This is a genomic window from Peptostreptococcus anaerobius VPI 4330 = DSM 2949, assembly GCF_000381525.1.
GTDB classification, from domain to species: Bacteria; Bacillota; Clostridia; order Peptostreptococcales; family Peptostreptococcaceae; genus Peptostreptococcus; species Peptostreptococcus anaerobius.
Genome location: NZ_KB906642.1, coordinates 1 through 17,970, shown reverse-complemented (window position 1 = coordinate 17,970; position 17,970 = coordinate 1). Strand labels below are relative to the sequence as shown.

General features: G+C 36.2%; 14 protein-coding genes and 1 rRNA gene. 2 read left to right on the top strand and 13 right to left on the bottom strand.

From position 1 onward, the window contains the following. Positions 1–129 (bottom strand): 16S ribosomal RNA (locus F823_RS0109065); the annotation flags it as partial. 949 nt (positions 130–1,078) lie between these two features. On the opposite strand from F823_RS0109065, the gene pflB reads away from it, so the two are divergent. Together pflB and pflA are read left to right on the top strand one after the other, a co-directional pair. After that, positions 1,079–3,310, top strand: coding sequence for a formate C-acetyltransferase (gene pflB / locus F823_RS0109060; RefSeq protein WP_019595655.1), 2,232 nt, complete (start codon positions 1,079–1,081; stop codon positions 3,308–3,310). 72 nt (positions 3,311–3,382) lie between these two features. Next, the gene (pflA, locus tag F823_RS0109055) at positions 3,383–4,114 is read left to right on the top strand and encodes a pyruvate formate-lyase-activating protein (protein ID WP_002845933.1); all 732 of its coding nucleotides are present in this window, start codon (positions 3,383–3,385) and stop codon (positions 4,112–4,114) included. Positions 4,115–4,396: 282 nt separating this feature from the next. Here the strand turns inward: pflA and nrdF are convergent, their stop codons facing one another. From nrdF to F823_RS0108990, 12 genes are all read right to left on the bottom strand, one after another. Next, positions 4,397–5,410 carry a class 1b ribonucleoside-diphosphate reductase subunit beta gene (nrdF, locus tag F823_RS0109050; protein ID WP_002843991.1) on the bottom strand — a complete coding sequence of 338 codons (1,014 nt, stop codon included), beginning with the start codon at positions 5,408–5,410 and terminating at the stop codon, positions 4,397–4,399. Between the two features lie 14 nt (positions 5,411–5,424). Beyond that, positions 5,425–7,539: a class 1b ribonucleoside-diphosphate reductase subunit alpha gene (nrdE, locus tag F823_RS0109045; protein ID WP_019595654.1), complete on the bottom strand. Its 2,115-nt coding sequence runs from the start codon at positions 7,537–7,539 to the stop codon at positions 5,425–5,427. Between the two features lie 357 nt (positions 7,540–7,896). Then, positions 7,897–10,269 (bottom strand): L,D-transpeptidase family protein, encoded by a 2,373-nt coding sequence (locus F823_RS0109040; protein ID WP_019595653.1) that lies wholly within the window; start codon positions 10,267–10,269, stop codon positions 7,897–7,899. A gap of 309 nt (positions 10,270–10,578) precedes the next feature. Further along, entirely contained in the window at positions 10,579–10,812 is a 234-nt protein-coding gene (dltC, locus tag F823_RS0109035; protein WP_002844013.1) for a D-alanine--poly(phosphoribitol) ligase subunit DltC, read from the bottom strand. Positions 10,813–10,889: 77 nt separating this feature from the next. Further along, positions 10,890–12,080 (bottom strand): D-alanyl-lipoteichoic acid biosynthesis protein DltB, encoded by a 1,191-nt coding sequence (gene dltB / locus F823_RS0109030; RefSeq protein ID WP_002844007.1) that lies wholly within the window; start codon positions 12,078–12,080, stop codon positions 10,890–10,892. Between the two features lie 9 nt (positions 12,081–12,089). After that, a complete protein-coding gene (gene dltA, locus F823_RS0109025; protein WP_002843986.1) occupies positions 12,090–13,673 on the bottom strand; it encodes a D-alanine--poly(phosphoribitol) ligase subunit DltA in 1,584 nt (527 codons plus the stop codon). An 8-nt stretch (positions 13,674–13,681) separates the two neighbouring features. After that, positions 13,682–13,804, bottom strand: coding sequence for a hypothetical protein (locus F823_RS11435; RefSeq protein WP_002843997.1), 123 nt, complete (start codon positions 13,802–13,804; stop codon positions 13,682–13,684). 85 nt (positions 13,805–13,889) lie between these two features. Next, positions 13,890–15,095 carry a D-alanyl-lipoteichoic acid biosynthesis protein DltD gene (gene dltD / locus F823_RS0109015; protein ID WP_002845940.1) on the bottom strand — a complete coding sequence of 402 codons (1,206 nt, stop codon included), beginning with the start codon at positions 15,093–15,095 and terminating at the stop codon, positions 13,890–13,892. A 212-nt stretch (positions 15,096–15,307) separates the two neighbouring features. Next, on the bottom strand, positions 15,308–16,486 hold the full coding sequence (locus F823_RS0109010) for a class I SAM-dependent methyltransferase (protein WP_002845942.1): 1,179 nt from the start codon (positions 16,484–16,486) through the stop codon (positions 15,308–15,310). 152 nt (positions 16,487–16,638) lie between these two features. After that, positions 16,639–16,938 (bottom strand): MTH1187 family thiamine-binding protein, encoded by a 300-nt coding sequence (locus tag F823_RS0109000; protein WP_002844003.1) that lies wholly within the window; start codon positions 16,936–16,938, stop codon positions 16,639–16,641. A gap of 49 nt (positions 16,939–16,987) precedes the next feature. Further along, entirely contained in the window at positions 16,988–17,536 is a 549-nt protein-coding gene (locus F823_RS0108995; RefSeq protein ID WP_002844006.1) for a hypothetical protein, read from the bottom strand. Between the two features lie 199 nt (positions 17,537–17,735). After that, the coding region (locus F823_RS0108990) for a hypothetical protein (RefSeq protein WP_019595651.1) at positions 17,736–17,970 on the bottom strand (235 nt) is incomplete at its 5' end.

Sequence of the window (17,970 nt, the reverse complement as noted above, 5' to 3'; positions counted from 1 at the left end):
CCCACGCGTTACTCACCCGTCCGCCGCTCATCTTTCATTAATGCAAGCATCAAATCAGACGCGCTCGACTTGCATGTGTTAGGCACGCCGCCAGCGTTCATCCTGAGCCAGGATCAAACTCTCATAAAAAAATTTGTTCTCGCTCAGACTATTGTTATCTCTAAAATATCTGGCTTGGTTTGTTTGTGGTTTAAATCAAGTAAGTTTCCTTACATGGTTTAAACGATTAATCAATTGTCACTATGTGACTTTTGAATTAACCTGCTGTTCAATTTTCAAAGTTCATATTCATTTGTCGTCTCAGCTGACGACTTATTAATAATAACATATTCATTTCATAATGTCAATATGTTTTTTAAAGTTTTTTAAAGTTTTCCAACCGATACATCGGCACTCTGAAAAATCTTTTCTAAAAGCAAACTTGCTTCTTAACTTTTTAATATCACCGTGTATTACAGTCCTTATATACACTGTATCTCTCAGCGACAAGTAATACTATACACTCTTTTTATATAAAGGTCAATAGTTTTTTACTAGTTTTTTTGCATATACAAATTGTAGATATATTTAAAATTTTCTAACTTTATTTTTAGATAAAAATTCTATTGAACTTTACATATTTGAATGTTATTATAAATATGAAAACTATAGATAATAATTATTAATAGGAAATGATTATTATCATGATTAATATTGTATACAATAAACAGTATACATTTTATATATCTCGCTACATATTTATATAGATATTAGCTATGCTATCTATTCATCTTATGTAAATTATATAGAATCCCTTTTATATTTGTAAAAGTGTAGCTTTACATCCTTTTATATTTGTAAAAGTATAACTTTGCATTTATAGGTATACCCTGCATATTATTCTTTTCAGATGACAAATAGCTTGCTATATGGCGATTAGAGATTGCCTGAAAATAAGACTTTAAGAGTCTTACATGATAAACAACTTAGTTTATACTAGTTGCCAAGGTAAAATAACTTCTCTATACACAAACTTGGCAATTTAATATAAAACCACAACAAACACACTAATATACTTTTATTTAAGGAGGTTATTATTATGACTGCTTGGAAAGATTTTAAAAAAGGAAACTGGTCTGAAAACATTGATGTACTAGACTTCATCAACCTAAACTACTCTCAGTACGAAGGTGACGCTGAATTCTTGGAAGGGCCTACTGAAAACACAAAGAAACTTTGGGATGAATTAACATTCCTATTTAAAAAAGAAAGAGATAATGGTGGCACTCTTGATGTAGACGTGGATACAATATCAGGTATCGATGCCTATGCTCCAGGATATATAGATAAGGACCTAGAAAAAATCGTTGGTCTACAGACAGATGCTCCTCTTAAGAGAGCTATAATGCCTTATGGTGGTATAAGAATGGTAGAAAATTCTTGTGACGCTTATGGATTCAAGCTAAATCCAGAAATCAAAGAAATCTTCACTAAATATAGAAAGACTCACAACCAGGGTGTGTTCGATGTATATACTGAAGAAATGAGGAATGCAAGAAAAGCTGGTATCATAACAGGTCTTCCAGATGCCTATGGTAGAGGTAGAATCATAGGAGACTACAGAAGAGTTGCCCTATATGGTGTAGACTTCCTAATAGAAAAGAAGAAGGAAGAAAAATTATCTCTTGCCAATGAACCTATGACAGAAGATACAATTAGACTAAGAGAAGAAATTGCAGAACAGATATTAGCCCTTAATAAGCTAAAGAATATGGCAAACTCATACGGAATAGATATTTCTGGCCCTGCGACAAATGCACAGGAAGCAGTTCAGTGGCTATACTTTGCTTACCTTGCAGCTATAAAGGACCAGAACGGTGCTGCCATGTCAATCGGTAGAACTTCTACATTCCTAGATATCTACATTGAAAGAGACCTAGCAAATGGTACTATTACTGAAAAGGAAGCCCAGGAGCTAATCGACCACTACGTAATGAAGTTAAGACTTGTAAAGTTCCTTAGGACTCCAGAATACAATGACCTATTCTCAGGAGACCCAACTTGGGTAACAGAATCAATAGCAGGTATGAACTCTGATGGTAGATCTTGGGTAACTAAGAACTCATTCAGAATCCTAAATACCCTATACAACATAGGACCTTCACCAGAACCAAACCTAACAGTACTTTGGTCTACAAAGTTACCACAGGGATTCAAGGACTTCTGCTCAAAGGTATCAATAGACACTAGTTCAGTCCAGTACGAAAACGACGACCTAATGCAGGACTTCACAGGAGACGACTACGGTATAGCTTGTTGTGTATCTGCCATGAGACTTGGAAAGCAGATGCAGTTCTTCGGAGCAAGAGTCAACCTAGCTAAGACACTACTATACTCTATCAACGGTGGTATAGACGAAAAGTCAGGAGTCCAAGTAGGACCAGCACAGGCACCACTAAAGGACGAAGTGCTAGACTATGAAACAGTTAGAGCTAGATTTGAAGAATATTCAGAATGGCTAGCTGGCCTATACGTAAACACACTAAATGTAATCCACTACATGCATGACAAGTATTCATACGAGTCACTAGAAATGGCCCTTCACGACAAGGACGTATTTAGGACAATGGCTTGTGGTATAGCAGGATTATCAGTGTGCGCTGACTCACTTTCAGCTATCAAGTACGCTAAGGTTAAGCCAATCAGAAATGAAGAAGGAATAGTAGTAGACTTTGAAACTGAGGGTGAATTCCCAATGTACGGTAACAACGATGACAGAGTTGACGAAATAGCCGTTGAACTTGTAAGAGGATTCATGAACAAGATCAGAAAGCATAAGACATACAGAAATGCTACACATACTCAGTCAGTACTTACAATAACTTCAAACGTTGTATACGGTAAGAAGACAGGTAACACTCCAGACGGTAGAAAGGCCGGAGAACCATTTGCACCAGGTGCCAACCCAATGCATGGTAGAGATTCACACGGAGCCCTTGCTTCCCTATCTTCAGTAGCCAAGCTACCATATGAAGAATCACAGGATGGTATATCTAATACCTTCTCAATAGTGCCAGCTGCCCTAGGAAAGTCAATTGATGAAAGAGTAAAGAACCTATCATCTATGATGGACGGATACTTCACTCAGAAGGCCCAGCACCTAAATGTAAACGTACTAGACAGAGAAACTCTTCTAGATGCAATGGAAAATCCAGAAAACTACCCACAGCTAACAATCAGGGTATCAGGATACGCTGTAAACTTCATCAAGCTAACAAGAGAACAGCAGATGGACGTTATAAACAGAACATTCCACGGAAAAATGGCCTAGTCCACCCCAACAAAATAATATATAATACAGTAGGGGGCTAATCAGCTCCCTATTGATATTTGGAGGTATAAAATGACAAAAGGAAGAATACACTCATACGAAACATTTGGCACAGTAGATGGCCCAGGCATAAGATTTGTCTTATTTACACAAGGTTGCCCCCTAAGATGTAGGTTTTGCCACAATAGAGATACGTGGGAAACTGGTATCGGAACAGAAATGACACCTGATGAGGTTATAGATGAATACATGAAATACAAAACATACTACGAAACATCAGGAGGAGGCATAACTGTATCAGGTGGCGAGGCAAGCCTACAAGCAGACTTTGTCACAGAGGTATTTAGGCTAGCCAAGGAAAATGGAATCCATACCTGTCTTGATACTAGTGGATTTGTAGAGATAGACAAAATAAAAGAATTGCTAGACTATACAGACCTTGTCTTACTAGACCTAAAACATATGGACCCTGAAAGATCAAAGTGGCTAACAGGAGCCAGTTCAGAAAAGGCCATGCAGCTTGCTAGATACTTAGACGAAAGAAATATCCCTGTTTGGTTAAGACACGTCCTGATACCGGGTATTACTGATTCAAGGGAAAACCTAGAACTTATGGCAGATTTCACAGCCAGCCTAAATAATGTCGATAGGTTTGAATTTCTTCCTTACCATGTCATGGGTGTACCTAAGTGGGAACAGCTAGGACTAGAATACAGCCTTAAGGATGTTGAACCTGCAACAAAGGATGATGTTGAAAAGGCCAAGAAGGTCTTTTTGGACATGGGTGTGGATAGGTTTGTATAGATGTTAGCACTGAAACCATTTTTGCGGAAGAATCATTTAAACCTTTTTTTGTAATATACAACTCAGTCTTATCTTTATTTATTTCTGCTGAACGTATAAACGGAATCTTACTACCGTAATATTCTTTATTATTAACTGAAGTCGTACCTCCATAGTACGACTCTGTTATGTCCCCTAACTTACACTGTTCCCAAGTTCTTGTTTTTATACGTTTTCATTTAAAACATATAAAAACACTTATGCTTAAGATAAAAAGCTGACCTTTTGGGTCAGCTTTTTGACTTATATATTATCAAATTTAAAATCTTCATCCTCAAGGTCTTCATAGATGCCCTTCTGGTATCCATTACCCTTAGTTGAGAAAAAGTCATGGGTCTTTGTCTCAGTAGACAAACCATTTAGGACTATGGCATTGACCGGTTCTACCTTGTAGAACTCTTCAAAGCCTAGGTTAACTAGGGCTGAGTTTGCATTGTACCTTAGGAAATTTATAACCTGGTCCTCTAGGCCTAGTCCTTCATAAAGCATCCTTGTGTACTTCTCCTCATTTTCCATAAGCTCCTTCAAAAGTCTATAGACAGCATCCTTCAACTCATTTCTATCATCATAAGAAAACTCTCTAAGCTTCTCCTGAGCCAATAGTCCTATATACTTGCCATGTAGCGATTCATCTCTCAGGATAAGTGATATAATCTCTCCACTTGCTATCATCTTTCCTTGACCAGCTAGATATAGGGGAAAGAAAAATCCACTATAGAATAAAAATGACTCTAGAAATACACTTGTAGCCATAGACATGTATAGACTCTTTGGATCTTCTACATTCTTGTACTGCCTCAAGACTATCTTAGCCTTGTTCTGTAGTAGTGGTTCTTCCTCGATCCATAAGAATAGGTCATCAATCTCATGCTTTGATAGCAAGGTTGTAAAAATACTTGAGTAAGACTTGGCATGGATTTCTTCCATTGTACCCATAAATGACAGGACTGCCTTTCTCTGAAAGTTCTCAGTAAGATCCATCATTGATGGTATACCGTCATTTCCTTGTTTAGTATCAAGTAGGGTAAGACCTGCAAGGACTCTCTTATATAGGATCCTCTCTGATTCTGTAAGTTCAGCCCAGCTAGGTATATCCTTTGATATAGGCACCTCTTCTGGCAGCCAAAACTGCTTTACATTCTGGTCCCAAAAGGCCTGAGTGAAATCATCGTCCTCTGTATCCCAGTTTACAGCCTTATGGATAGAATTATTTATATTTTGTATTCTCTCTTCTCTAGTTAACTTTTTTTTACTCATCTCTTCCTCCAAAACTATACAGAACAAGACAGACACTCATTATTTAACTCCCTAAGCATCTTTGTCCTAGTATAATACAAACTCTTTAAGCCTTTCTTGTAGGCATATATATAGTACCTAGCTATATCCCTAGTAGTCTTGTCGTCTGTTACAAACAAGGTAGTGGATATCCCCTGGTCAACATGGTCCTGTACTGCTGCTACAACATCTATGACCTTTAGCATATCTGTATTGTAGGCTGATTTATAGAACAGTAGGTTCTCATTAGTCAAGAAAGGCATAGGGTAGATTGTTGTCGAATCCCCATAAATCCTCACTTCTATCTGCTCTGTTATAGGCATAACTGACGAAGTGGCATTCTGTACATATGATATAGACTGAGTTGGAGCTATAGCCATCAAGTAGGCATTGTATATACCAACCTCTTTGACTTGGTCAAGCAAGTCTTTCCAGTCTTCTTTCCTAGGTATCATCATACCCTCAAATAAGGCCCTTACCTTGTCTGTTTTTGGTAGGTAGTCTATTTGATAGTACTTGCCTAATACATCTGAGGCCTCTCCTTTTGAGTACTCAGATTTTTCAAAACCATCAAAGGCCTGTCCTTTTTCCTTGGCTATATTCATAGATGTCTTGATTGCATGGTATCTCATCATAGCAAAGAAGACATTACAAAAATCTACCGCTTCATCAGAATCATACCTAATATTATTTTTCATTAAATAACCATGTAGGTTCATGGCCCCAAGTCCTACTGAATGAGACTTGTCGTTGCCGTTTTTAACTGTTGGTACTTCCTCTATATTAGTCCTATCGCTGACATCTGTCAAGAACCTTATAGCAACATCTATAGCATGACCCATTTCTTTGCCTTCCATGATATTGGCTATATTTAAAGATCCTAGGTTACAAGATATGTCCTGCCCCCACTGGCTGTTTTTTGAACCGTAGCCTTCTATATGAGATGGACTCTGATACTGGAAGATCTCACAACACAAGTTTGACATCCTTACCATGCCAAGCCCCTTTAGGGTGTGGTTTTTGTTGGCTGTATCTATATAGACTATATAAGGATAGCCCGATTCCATCTGTGTCGCAGCTATTCTAGTAAGTATTACCCTAGGATTGATCTCCTTCTTTCTGATGTCAGGATCGGCAACAAGCTTGTCGTACCACTCGTTCATATTCAGGTCATCAAGATGTAGGCCATATTTTTTGTAGATTGAATGAGGATAAAAGGCATAGCCGACCTCATTTTTTTCTGCCAACTTCATAAATACATCTGGTATTATAGCACCTATTGATAGGGTTGCCAATCTTACCCTTTCATCTGCATTGATCTTCTTAGTATCCATAAGGGCGTCAAAGTCTGCGTGAAGTACGTTTAAGTAGACTGCTCCTGCTCCCTGTCTAGCACCCATCTGGTTAAAATATGAGAAAGACTGCTCAAGCATCTTGGCAACTCCTACTACTCCACCACTGGCACCCTCTATGCCCTTGATTGACTCTCCTCTAGCCCTAAGTCTTGTAAGGTTAAGGGCTACACCACCACCTATTTTTGACAAGTGGTTGGCTGAAGCAACAGCATAAGAAATACCCTCACAAGAGTCCTCAACTGTAAGCAAGAAACAAGATACCAACTGACCCGCTCTCTTTCTTCCTAGGTTTAGGAATGTAGGTGTAGCAGGCTGAAATTCCTGTTTTATAAGTCTCTTAGCGACATCTTTTGCTACCCTAGTGTCACCACTTGCTATGGCTAGTGAACAAATAAGTATCTTATCCTCATAATTCTCTAGGATTTTTTTACCATCGTCAGTTTTAAGGGCATAATTTTCATAAAACTTGCTCGCACTCATATATGACATAAACTCAAAGCCAAAACTACATATGTACTTATATAATTCATCAATAAATTCCCTGCTGTACTTTTCTATTATTTCTTTTTCATAATAGGCGTTTTCAACAAGATAATCTATCTTTTCAAGTTCACTAGCAAAATGCATAGTTCTTTCATATATGGAGTCTTTTAAGTAAAGGGCTAGGGCTTCCTTGTCCTTTTCAAGTTGGTACCTACCATGTTCATCCCTCACTATTACTTCGTTGTTTAGTTCAATATATTTTGTGTTAGCCATTATCCTTCTCCTTATAAATTCCAAAAATAAATCCGTTTATTTCTATTTATAAATCTCTAATTACAGACATAAATAGAATCTCTTTTCACCTTCTATTATATACCCAAGCACCTCGAATATATGCAATCACATTCCCTATTTTAGCACATATTAAAATCAATATACAGTATTGACAAGGCGTATATTTTATGTATCAATACTATATTTAGTATATGTAAATGCTATCATGGACTTATTGATACTACTTGTAGGTCAAAAAATAAACGTTGATAGGATCAACCACAACTTGGTGATCAAGGCTATCAACGTTATATATTACCTCTTATTTAATTTTAATCATATAGATTAATTTACCTACTAGTCATGTACTACTACAGGCATTCCCTCTTTAGCTAAATTGTATATCTGTGCTACCTTGCTGTAAGGAGTATTTATGCATCCATGAGACCCAGCATATAAGTATCTAGATCCACCATAAGCAGCCTGCCAACTAGAATCGTGGATACCTATATTTCCATTAAAAGGCATCCAGTAAGCAACTGGTGATGCATATCCCGGTCCCCTAAGAACTGCATTTCTTGTCTTATAGTTAAGTGGATAGATTCCAGTAGGTGTAGCATCTCCATTATATGGGTTACCAGATACTATAGGTGTTGATACTTGAACTTCACCACCCTTTACATACCACATATGCTGCTTAGACAAGTCTATTTCTATGAATTCATCTCCCATGTCATTCTTCTGTCTAGATACAGCTGTTTGAGAATATATAGGCTTCCTATTATTTACATTCTTTTTCTTTTCTATTATCTTGTATAGTTCATCAGTCTCTTTTTCCCTGTTGATCAACCAACCATATATACCACCGCTGACTTTTAACTTGCCACCAGTTGATGCTGACTGTATTTCTCTTGTATCTCCATATGTAGAATACTTTCTGCTAAGACCTCTTACAACTTCCCTAACCTTGTCCCTAGATAACTTGACATTGTATTCTCCCTCTTCATCAAGGTCGAACATAGATACTATATCCTGGCCAGGAATCTGGTGCTTTTCATATTCAAAGTCATATACAATCTTTGTATCTGCATAAGGCTTGATTGTAGCAACTGCCTTTTTTACCTTAGTAGAGTCTGCATTGTATTTTTGAGCCTTATAAACTGAATCTGGATAACTAGCCTTAGTCTTCTGGGCCAATATTGACTGGTCTAAGAACTTGACAAGTTTTGATTTTATAGGAGTTGATCCCAACTCTCCCTTGTCTATTGTCACTTCCTTCTTAGATTCATCATATTTTGGAACAGCACTCTTAGGAGCTACTATATTTTTCTTATCATTGATATGTAAGTCAGCAAGCTTAGAATCCAACTTATCCTTATCGTACTTTATATTCAACTTGCCATCATACTTATAGTCAGTAAAAAATGCAAGTGGCCAAGCTAGAGAGCCTTGGTCTTTTTTAATCTTACTTGCACTGTCATCCTTTACGAATTCAAGACCTATATCTGACCCCTTTATAGAATCTTTAACATTTTTTCTACCAGTTATATCTATAGAATATGACTCAGCATTTTTAGATGCTATATCTTCTACACTTGAAGGAGTCTTAAGACCTGCATCGATGCCATTTATCTTTGTATTTGGAAAATACCTGCCATTAAAAATAAAACATCCTACACCATATACTACGAGTATAAGTCCTAATAGTCCAAATAAAAACTTATTAAATCCTCCACCTCTTTTGCTATTCTCAGTAGCTATAATTCCGGTAGATTTACTTTCACTATTCATAATACTATTGCCTTCTTTCACTTTCTTATTTGAGTTTGATTTTTTATCTATTTTTTCTTTAATTGGTTCTTTATTTTCTTCTTTTTTGAATTCCTTATTATCAGTCTTTTTAGGCTTCTTTTTCTTTTCTGCATCCTCGTATAAGTCATCAATCGTGGCCTTATTGACAGAGTCTACAGAATCCAACAACTTTGAAGTTTCATCTTTCTTATTATATTCCATAGCAACTATATCTCCATCTTTGTCATATAAATCCTTTTTGTGATTATTATCCTCTGCCTTATATGGTAGGTCAGACTCTAATTTACTATCTTGCTTTTCAGACCCTAGTTTCTTATCTTTGATATCAGAGTCAGCCTTGGCTTGCTTCCTAGATTCGGCAACTTTAACAACATCCTCAAAAGGAGCCTTCTCAATATGTATCTTTTTAATAGCATTGATATTATCCTCTTGACTCTCCTGAGTCTTTGTGTCCAAATTAGAATTAGGAATAATGCCACTTTCTTCGTCTTCAAGAGTTATGATATCATCAACAGTCATAAAACTAGAATCATCAATTCCGATTGACTTTTGTTTTTGCTTTCTTTCAAAATACATTCTCTCATCTTCAACCGAAACTATCTTGTCGGCAGTTATCGTCCTAGCTGATGAACTATTCACCATAACCTTGTTAGGATTGCCAATCCCAGTTTTAAGACTTTTGTCTAGTATATCCTTAACATTTTCCGGCCTATCTGCCAAGTCTTGTCTAAGCTTATCCTGATTAGATGGCTTTTTGTTTTCTATATTAATATCTATATTAGTATTTTGTCCCTGACCAGTCTTGCAGGATTTATCTATTAGAGGCTTCTTAGGAGCACTGCCATCTTTTTTAAACTTAAATACTTTTTTAGATTTCTTCATTTCCTTTTCAAGTTTTTTACGCTCTACTCTCGACATTCCCTCTATCCTTTCATAGTATTTTCGTGCCTGTATTTCATTAGTACAATTTTACACACGGTATTTCTTCTTCTGAAATTATTAAATACCTTAACCTATATTTCATTAGTACAATTTTGCACTATAACTAGTTTACCACAAAAGTCAAATATTACACCCCTAATTAACCAATTTGTTACAAATTTTATATATTTCAATTTCAATATTACAAGAATACTCTTCTATTTTACTTTATATCATTAAAAGAAAATAAATTTCTATATAAAAAAATCTGGGTATAGGCTTTATCCCCAGATTATTTTCAATTAACTATCTTGATTCTAAAAAAGAAATCAAGTTGTTTACAGTAGCCATATCTTTTCTTTCAAGGTCAGTAGGCTGTAGGGAAATTCCCAACTTATCCTCTATACCTAGTAGAACTTCTATTATGGCCAATGAATCTAGCATCTCATTTTCAAACATATCTAAATCCATATTGTCTCTTATTTCGTCTGTATCTAATATTTCTTCAAATATTTCAATTACTTTTTCTTTAATATCCATTATCGGTCTCCCCCCCTATTTGACTTCTTCAAGTATTTTATGTTAAAATCCTTTACTATAGCTTACTTATCACCCTATTATCTAGGTAAAAATTTCCAAATTCCTCCTGATGGTATATAGTAATTTAAAAATCCTGAGAATATCAGCATACCAAAGCAAACTATATGGAAGGTAACAAATATCTGTATTCCCTGATAAATTTTATTCTTTTTGTACTTTTTGTGTATCTTTGATGACTTGGTAAACATATCATTAAACACTAGCATCAAGCCTTGGTATATACCATATGCTATATAGTACCAAGTAAGCCCATGCCAAAATCCCATAGTAGTCATAGTTATCATCTGGGCTACATGAGATGCAGTGGCCCTCTTTTTAAACCTCTTTTTTCTCATAGAATCAAGGACAAACCTTGAGAATAGGTAGTCACCAAACCATCTTGAAAGAGATATATGCCATCTTGTCCAGAATTCCTTCATGTCCTTACTAAGAAACGGCTTGTCAAAGTTGTCCGGTGCGTGAACACCAAATATATAACTCGTTCCGACTGCAAGGTATGAGTATCCAGCGAAGTCAAAGAAAAGGTATAGTGTGTAGGCGTACATATAATTGATTATAGGTAGTATGCCTACATCCGGTTTTACCTTGCTGACCCAGAACATATGTAGGACTGTAGCTATGGCAAACTTGTACAAAAGACCCATAGCAATCTTTTTAAAACCTGGTAGCAGGTATTCGTCAATATATACCTGTCTAGGTATAGCAGTATTTATCTCTTCTTCAAACCTTCTAGACCTATCTATAGGTCCAGAGCTCAAACTCGGGAAGAACAAGATAAAGTAAATCATATCCAGTGGCTTGATAGACTTTATACTTCCATCATATATTTCTATTATTATCTGTATAGCCCTAAAACTCAGATAGGATATACCTATAAAGCCTATAGCTCCCATAGGAGTCTTTGGACTTATCTTGTTGATTAATAGGGGTAGCATAGCAGAAAACAAGAACAACCTATAAGTCCACTTATTCTTGCTATTTTGCCTGATCTTCATATATATAAGGATAGTGGCTACTTCCCATATCATAAATGCCAGGAGAACACCAAACTGAACATTTATACCCACTATTAGGTATATCATGAGACAGGTTATGGTCATGGCATAGTATTTTATTTTCTTGCCCATTAGGCCAAGCCCTATAGCAGGTATCATAGTTAGAAACAAGATATACATGTATAGGTATCCTTCATATTGCGAAAAAACCATCTTATCCTCCTATAGCACTTCTTCAGCTATCTTTTTTCTGTCTATCTTACCATTTGTATTCATAGGTAGCTGGTCCATAACTACAATTGATCTAGGTATCATATATTCAGGCAAAAACTGACCCAACTCTTTTTTAATTGCAATAGAGTTTTTCATGTTACCTAGGTCGTTTTTAACCTTTAGGGATACAACACCCTTTAAGAATGCTATTTTTTCATTCTTATATACAGGTAATACTACAGCATTTGATATGTTAGACAGCTTTCTAAGATTATTTTCTATATCTTCAATCTCAATTCTGTATCCATTTAACTTTATCTGGAAGTCTTTCCTGCCTGCATACTTTATATTCCCATCATCAAGAATCATGCCTAGGTCACCTGTCCTATATGCCCTTCTTGAAAGGTCTATATCTTCTGAATTATCCCCATCATAGTAGAATGCTTCCCTAGTCTTTTCTACATTCTTAAAATATCCCTTAGACACAGATGGACCTACTATAACGATCTCACCCTTTTGACCCTTGTCTAATGGCTTGCCCTCTTCATCGACTATCTTAATCTGACAATTAGGCATTGGAACTCCTACTGGTAGGGGTAGTCCAGAATTTAAATGGTCTTCATTTATAACTACATGGCTGATACCAACAGTTGCTTCAGTTGGTCCATAGCCATTTATTACCTCTGCTTTTGGAAGTCTCTCCTTAAGCTTTCTAGCAGTCTCAACGGGAAGGACTTCACCGATAAACAACATCTTCCTAAGCTTAGGTAGTAGGTCTTCATTGAATTCATCAGATGCTAGGCACATACCTGCAAAGGATGGTGTAGACACCCAAACCTCCATGTTGGACTTTTTCATTTCCTCAAGTAGTCCCTTAAAGTCAGAAATCAAGTCCTTAGGCAAACTATAAAGAGTTGCTCCATTGCATATGCCTGGATATAGCTGAGATACACTCAGGTCAAATGAATAGGCTGGCTGGTCCATAACCACTATCTCCTGACCATCTATACCAAGTATAGGGCTCATCCACTCTACAAAGGAATCCAGATTGTATGTAGATATCTGTACTCCCTTTGGCTTGCCTGTAGAACCAGAAGTAAATAAGATATATGAGTTATCATCACCATCTACCCACCTTTGCCTGTCTACTGGACATTTAAGCTTATCATCATCACTGTCTAATATCCCTACTAGGTCCTGCCTATTTATTATCTTTATTCCACTGTACTTTTCTAACTGCTTGGAATCTTCATAGAAGTATTCTCCATCTGAAAAATCAAATATAACCCTTGGCTCAACAGCTTCAACTACATCAGATACCCTCTGTTCTGGAAAACTTATGTCCATAGGTACATAGGCATTTCCTGTCTTTAGGGCAGCTATCATACATACTAGTATATATATATCTTTATTGGCATAAATAGCCACCGGTCTATCATCTATCTTGTTATTTATCATATAGTTGGCAAGTATATCGGACTTTTCATCAAGTTCCTTGTAAGATAGCTTCTCTCCCTTACAAACAACTGCCAACCTATCTGACTGCGAATATTTTTTTACGCATTCTACTATATTTATCATATATTTATTCATGCTCCCCTCTAAAACTCATTATATATAAATGGCAACTCCTTAAAAGGTAAGAAGGTAAATACCAATATGCAGGCTATTACAGCCAAGGTAATTACTAGCGACATTATCATATATTTCTTTTTTTCAATCATAATCTTCCCTCACAATACTAACCAACTGGTACTAAGACCAGATATGGATTCATCATCAAATCCTTCTAATAAAATACACCTTCAGTTATTTTTCATATATATCGTATATCTGTTTACATACGTCAGTCCATCCAACTGTTCCCAGATGCATAACGTCTCTTAAGAAGTACCTACTAGAACCACTATTGCTTTCATCTATCACCCTAAATCCATAAGGTGCAGTTACTTCCTTAACTTTTGCGAAGAATGCAGCTCTTTCATTCCTGTCAATTCCCACATAGTCATAGAACTGGTCTACTACTGGTATCAGAACTATTGTCGGCTCAACACCTGTCTCCTTGCAAGTATCGAGGAATATCTTATAGTCATAAAATTCCTTAGCATCAAGCATATTTACATAGTTATACATGCCCTTATAAGATCTTTCCTTATTCTTCATGTACTCCCTAAAATAACCCTTATCTATAAACATAGGCTTACCATCAAATATTCCTGGCTTCTTACCTACTCTAAACTCGGCATCCTTTATAGCTTTTTCCCTTTCAGCCTTCCAATCTATGGTTTTGCGTGGCATATTAGGATCTTTGTTAGGTAGACCCACAAGTGAAGAATAAAGTATTCCCTTGTCCTTTAGTCTAACCATACTCTTTCTCAAGGAAAAATACGGCTTCATAGCTGTCATAATAAGCCTGTTAGCACCATTTTTCTTTACAAATAATTTGGCGTAAAGCTGTTCTTCCTTAAAGTCTCCAGTACCTTCTAGGAGCTCTGCTACCCTCTGTGCATACTTGACCTTAGTCTTATGAGATATCTTTGGATTTTCTAGGTACTTATAGAAAATAACCGGTGAAAACCTAGTCTGAAAACGGTCTGGCCTCTCACCTTTCTTATCCATAAACCACTGCATAGAAACCAAAAGCACTACTTTTTTATTTTTAGACTTATTAAAACTACCTACCATACTAGCGTGTTGAAGGTCTTGTGTATAGGCCCTACCACTAGTAATTATTCCGTTCTTTGTCCTTCCAGTGTTAAAGAAATTATCTGGGTGTTGGTCTGTAGAGTGACTAAGCTCTGAAGACCCCATCATCAATATATAATTTCTATCTGTCAGGTATTCATTTGCATAGTAACCCTTGTCCTTTACCTGAGATTTTGTATCGTAAAGCATACCATAAAGATTTTTTTCATTTAACATTCTTACATTTTGTTTATTTAAGTATGAGTTTAGCCCCACACAAAAAATTCCCGCTATAAAAAGTGGAAACAATAAATACTTAATCCTCTTCATAATCCCCTCATCGTCTTTTATTATTTAATTAAAATTCCATATATATAGTAATAAATTATTTATTTATATATGATATATCAAAATCCTATATTTTTCCTAAATCAATTTATTTAGTTATCTAAAACATATATTTGTTCCTAGGTAAACTTACAAATATCTTGTTTTTTAATTTTTTACTAAATTAACTTATCCTAGAATAAAAGAAATATAGGCTATATCAGCTGGTCATCTTTACACAACTTGTATAAGGTTTGATCGAAATTAAATTCAGACCTTAGGGCTTCAACCTCTAAAAGTGACTTAGCCTTCTTTTCTTGGCTAATGTTTGTTTTGACAGCCCTTATAAGGAGATTCTTTGGAGAATGAGCTATATCTATAAATTCTAGTAGCTGAGTCTTATAGCCCAAAACCTCGAGTATGTTCGCCCTAACTGAATCTGTCAACAAGGCAGATACTCTTTCCTGTATTATTCCATACCTAGATATTATATTTAGACTACTAGGTCTTATGCTTGCATTTATCTCATGCTGGCAACAAGGAACAGAGAATATCATCTTAGCCTTCCACTTTATAGCATTGTAAATAGCATAATCTGTAGCAGTATCACAAGCGTGTAGGCTAATAACCATATCTACCTTATTCTCGTACTTGTATCCATTTATGTCCCCCAGTTCAAAACGAAGCTGGTCATAGCCATATTTTTCAGCTACATCATTACAGTAGTCAATTACATCTTTTTTAAGGTCAAGACCTGTTATTTTGACATTCATATTCTTAATCTCTGTGAAATAATAGTATAGTACAAATGTCAAGTAAGACTTACCACAACCAAAATCAAGTATATGTAGGCACTTGTCACTTCCCTTTTGGTAATCCTCGCTTATATTCTTGATTTCATGGTCAATAAGCTCAACAAACCTATTTATCTGCTTATACTTATCATACCTCGAGTTGACGACCTTGCCATCCTTTGTAAATACACCAAGGTCCTTTAAGGCAGGTATGTCCATACCCTCTTCCAAGATATAGTTTTTCTTTTTATTGTGACTTGTATTTATCTTTATCTGGTTCTTTTGAGACTTCTTTGAGAAAAATACCTTGCCTTTTTTAGATAATCTAAGGTCAATACTGTAGTCATTCGACTCAGCAGACAGTTGCTTATAATCTTCCATTACTTCTTCTAGACTTTGACCAAGTGAGTCCTCACCTATATTTTCATGGAAGACCTGCTTTTTTGTGAATTTCTCGATTTGGTATTCAACTTTTCCAGTACTCGACTTTAGGCTATACTTAACCTTTAATATTTCATTTTCCTTGCTCTTAGGACATGATACCACTATCCTAAGTGGCTGGGCCTCTACAATCTGGTCTATATATTCTTTATCTATCACTTTTTCCCCTTTCTTTAAATCAGTATACTTCTATATATACAACTGTATCTATATCCATATTATCATAATTAATAAGAGTGGCAGATACATATCTATCTCCACTCTCACTAAAATACAACTTATCTACAATCTCTTAATCCTCTAACTTAGGTCTACAACTTACTCTTTACTGAGGCAAGTTTTTGCTCCATGCTGGCAACCTTGTCTCTTCTATCGTCTACCTTGATAATTGAATAAACCCTGTCTACACCCTTGTCAAACACATCTTCCTGTATCTTTCTTACTAGGGCAAATATTTCATCTATATTGCCTTCCATAACAGTTCCCATTGGATTAAGCATATACTTAACCTTATCTTGGTCTGCTAATACCTTCTGTGCTCCTGCAACATACTTACTTGCACTTGTTGTTCCTGTTCCTAAAGGGCAAACTGTCAACTCAACTACTGCCATATCAAACACCTCTTTCATAAATTATATTTTAAAATTTAAATACTCTAAACTATTCTGTCTTTTCACTACTTGGATGTCCTGCTTCAATCCTAGCAACTTCCTTTAGCTTGGCCATCTGAAGCATAGCAGCCAAGAAAACAGCAACTACACCAAAGGCATAGACATTAAACGTCCTCACCTTGTCATATACGCAATACACTACACCGATAGCCAATAGCAAGGCACCCAGACTAAAGAACTTCTTCAGTTCAGGCTTTTTGTATGACATATAAATATAATACACAGAACAGATAGTCAAGACCCCACCTATAAACAACAAGACAGGTTGAGTGAATAGATTATCCATCAAGAACTTGTTCTGTTTTATGAGACTTCTTCCTAGTCTCCACTTTGGATTGGCAAAAAATGTCAATAAAGAAGCTATCATTACAATCACCGTCTGTAATAGTGATACCATAGCCAATCCCTTGTCAGTATTGACCCTTACGTCCAATGGTACATTCGTCTGTAGGTTTTTCTTATTTCTATTTCTAGTATTTTTAGCCTTGTTGGCCTTTTTCTTTGATTTTCTCTTTTTTAAGTCTTTTTTAGCTGTCATCTAAATCTCCTAGCATCTATTTTAATTAATTTATAATTGCTTTTCAACATCTATTATAACACAAATACCCCTACCATACTATAAAAAGAGACCATCTTTACCCCTATGATTTAACCTTATACCCCCATAATACAATCGAGTAGGGAGGACTTTCTCCTCCCTCTCACACCACCGTACGTGCCGTTCGGCATACGGCGGTTCAATTCATGTAATAATCTAAACAACTAATGAGTCCTCGCTTTGCGAGGATTTCTTTTGTTATCTTGCGAAGTCCGGCTGTTTTTGCTACCGCCTGATAATGGTCTGCAAATCCTACGGATTGTCTTGCCATCCATTCGGGTACGCCAAGTTTCTTTAACCCCCACATCCTTTTCTCACTGGTTTTCCACTGTTTCCAGATGACTATTCTCATACGGTTTCGAAGATGTTCGTCT

Coding starts and splice junctions, on each gene's coding strand:
- pflB (WP_019595655.1), top strand. CDS start 1,079: ATGACTGCTTGGAAAGATTTTAAAAAAGGAAACTGGTCTGAAAACATT.
- dltB (WP_002844007.1), bottom strand. CDS start 12,080: ATGGTTTTTTCGCAATATGAAGGATACCTATACATGTATATCTTGTTT.
- dltD (WP_002845940.1), bottom strand. CDS start 15,095: ATGAAGAGGATTAAGTATTTATTGTTTCCACTTTTTATAGCGGGAATT.
- F823_RS0109040 (WP_019595653.1), bottom strand. CDS start 10,269: ATGTCGAGAGTAGAGCGTAAAAAACTTGAAAAGGAAATGAAGAAATCT.
- nrdE (WP_019595654.1), bottom strand. CDS start 7,539: ATGGCTAACACAAAATATATTGAACTAAACAACGAAGTAATAGTGAGG.
- F823_RS11435 (WP_002843997.1), bottom strand. CDS start 13,804: ATGATTGAAAAAAAGAAATATATGATAATGTCGCTAGTAATTACCTTG.
- nrdF (WP_002843991.1), bottom strand. CDS start 5,410: ATGAGTAAAAAAAAGTTAACTAGAGAAGAGAGAATACAAAATATAAAT.
- F823_RS0109000 (WP_002844003.1), bottom strand. CDS start 16,938: ATGGCAGTAGTTGAGTTGACAGTTTGCCCTTTAGGAACAGGAACAACA.
- dltA (WP_002843986.1), bottom strand. CDS start 13,673: ATGAATAAATATATGATAAATATAGTAGAATGCGTAAAAAAATATTCG.
- dltC (WP_002844013.1), bottom strand. CDS start 10,812: ATGGATATTAAAGAAAAAGTAATTGAAATATTTGAAGAAATATTAGAT.
- pflA (WP_002845933.1), top strand. CDS start 3,383: ATGACAAAAGGAAGAATACACTCATACGAAACATTTGGCACAGTAGAT.
- F823_RS0108995 (WP_002844006.1), bottom strand. CDS start 17,536: ATGACAGCTAAAAAAGACTTAAAAAAGAGAAAATCAAAGAAAAAGGCC.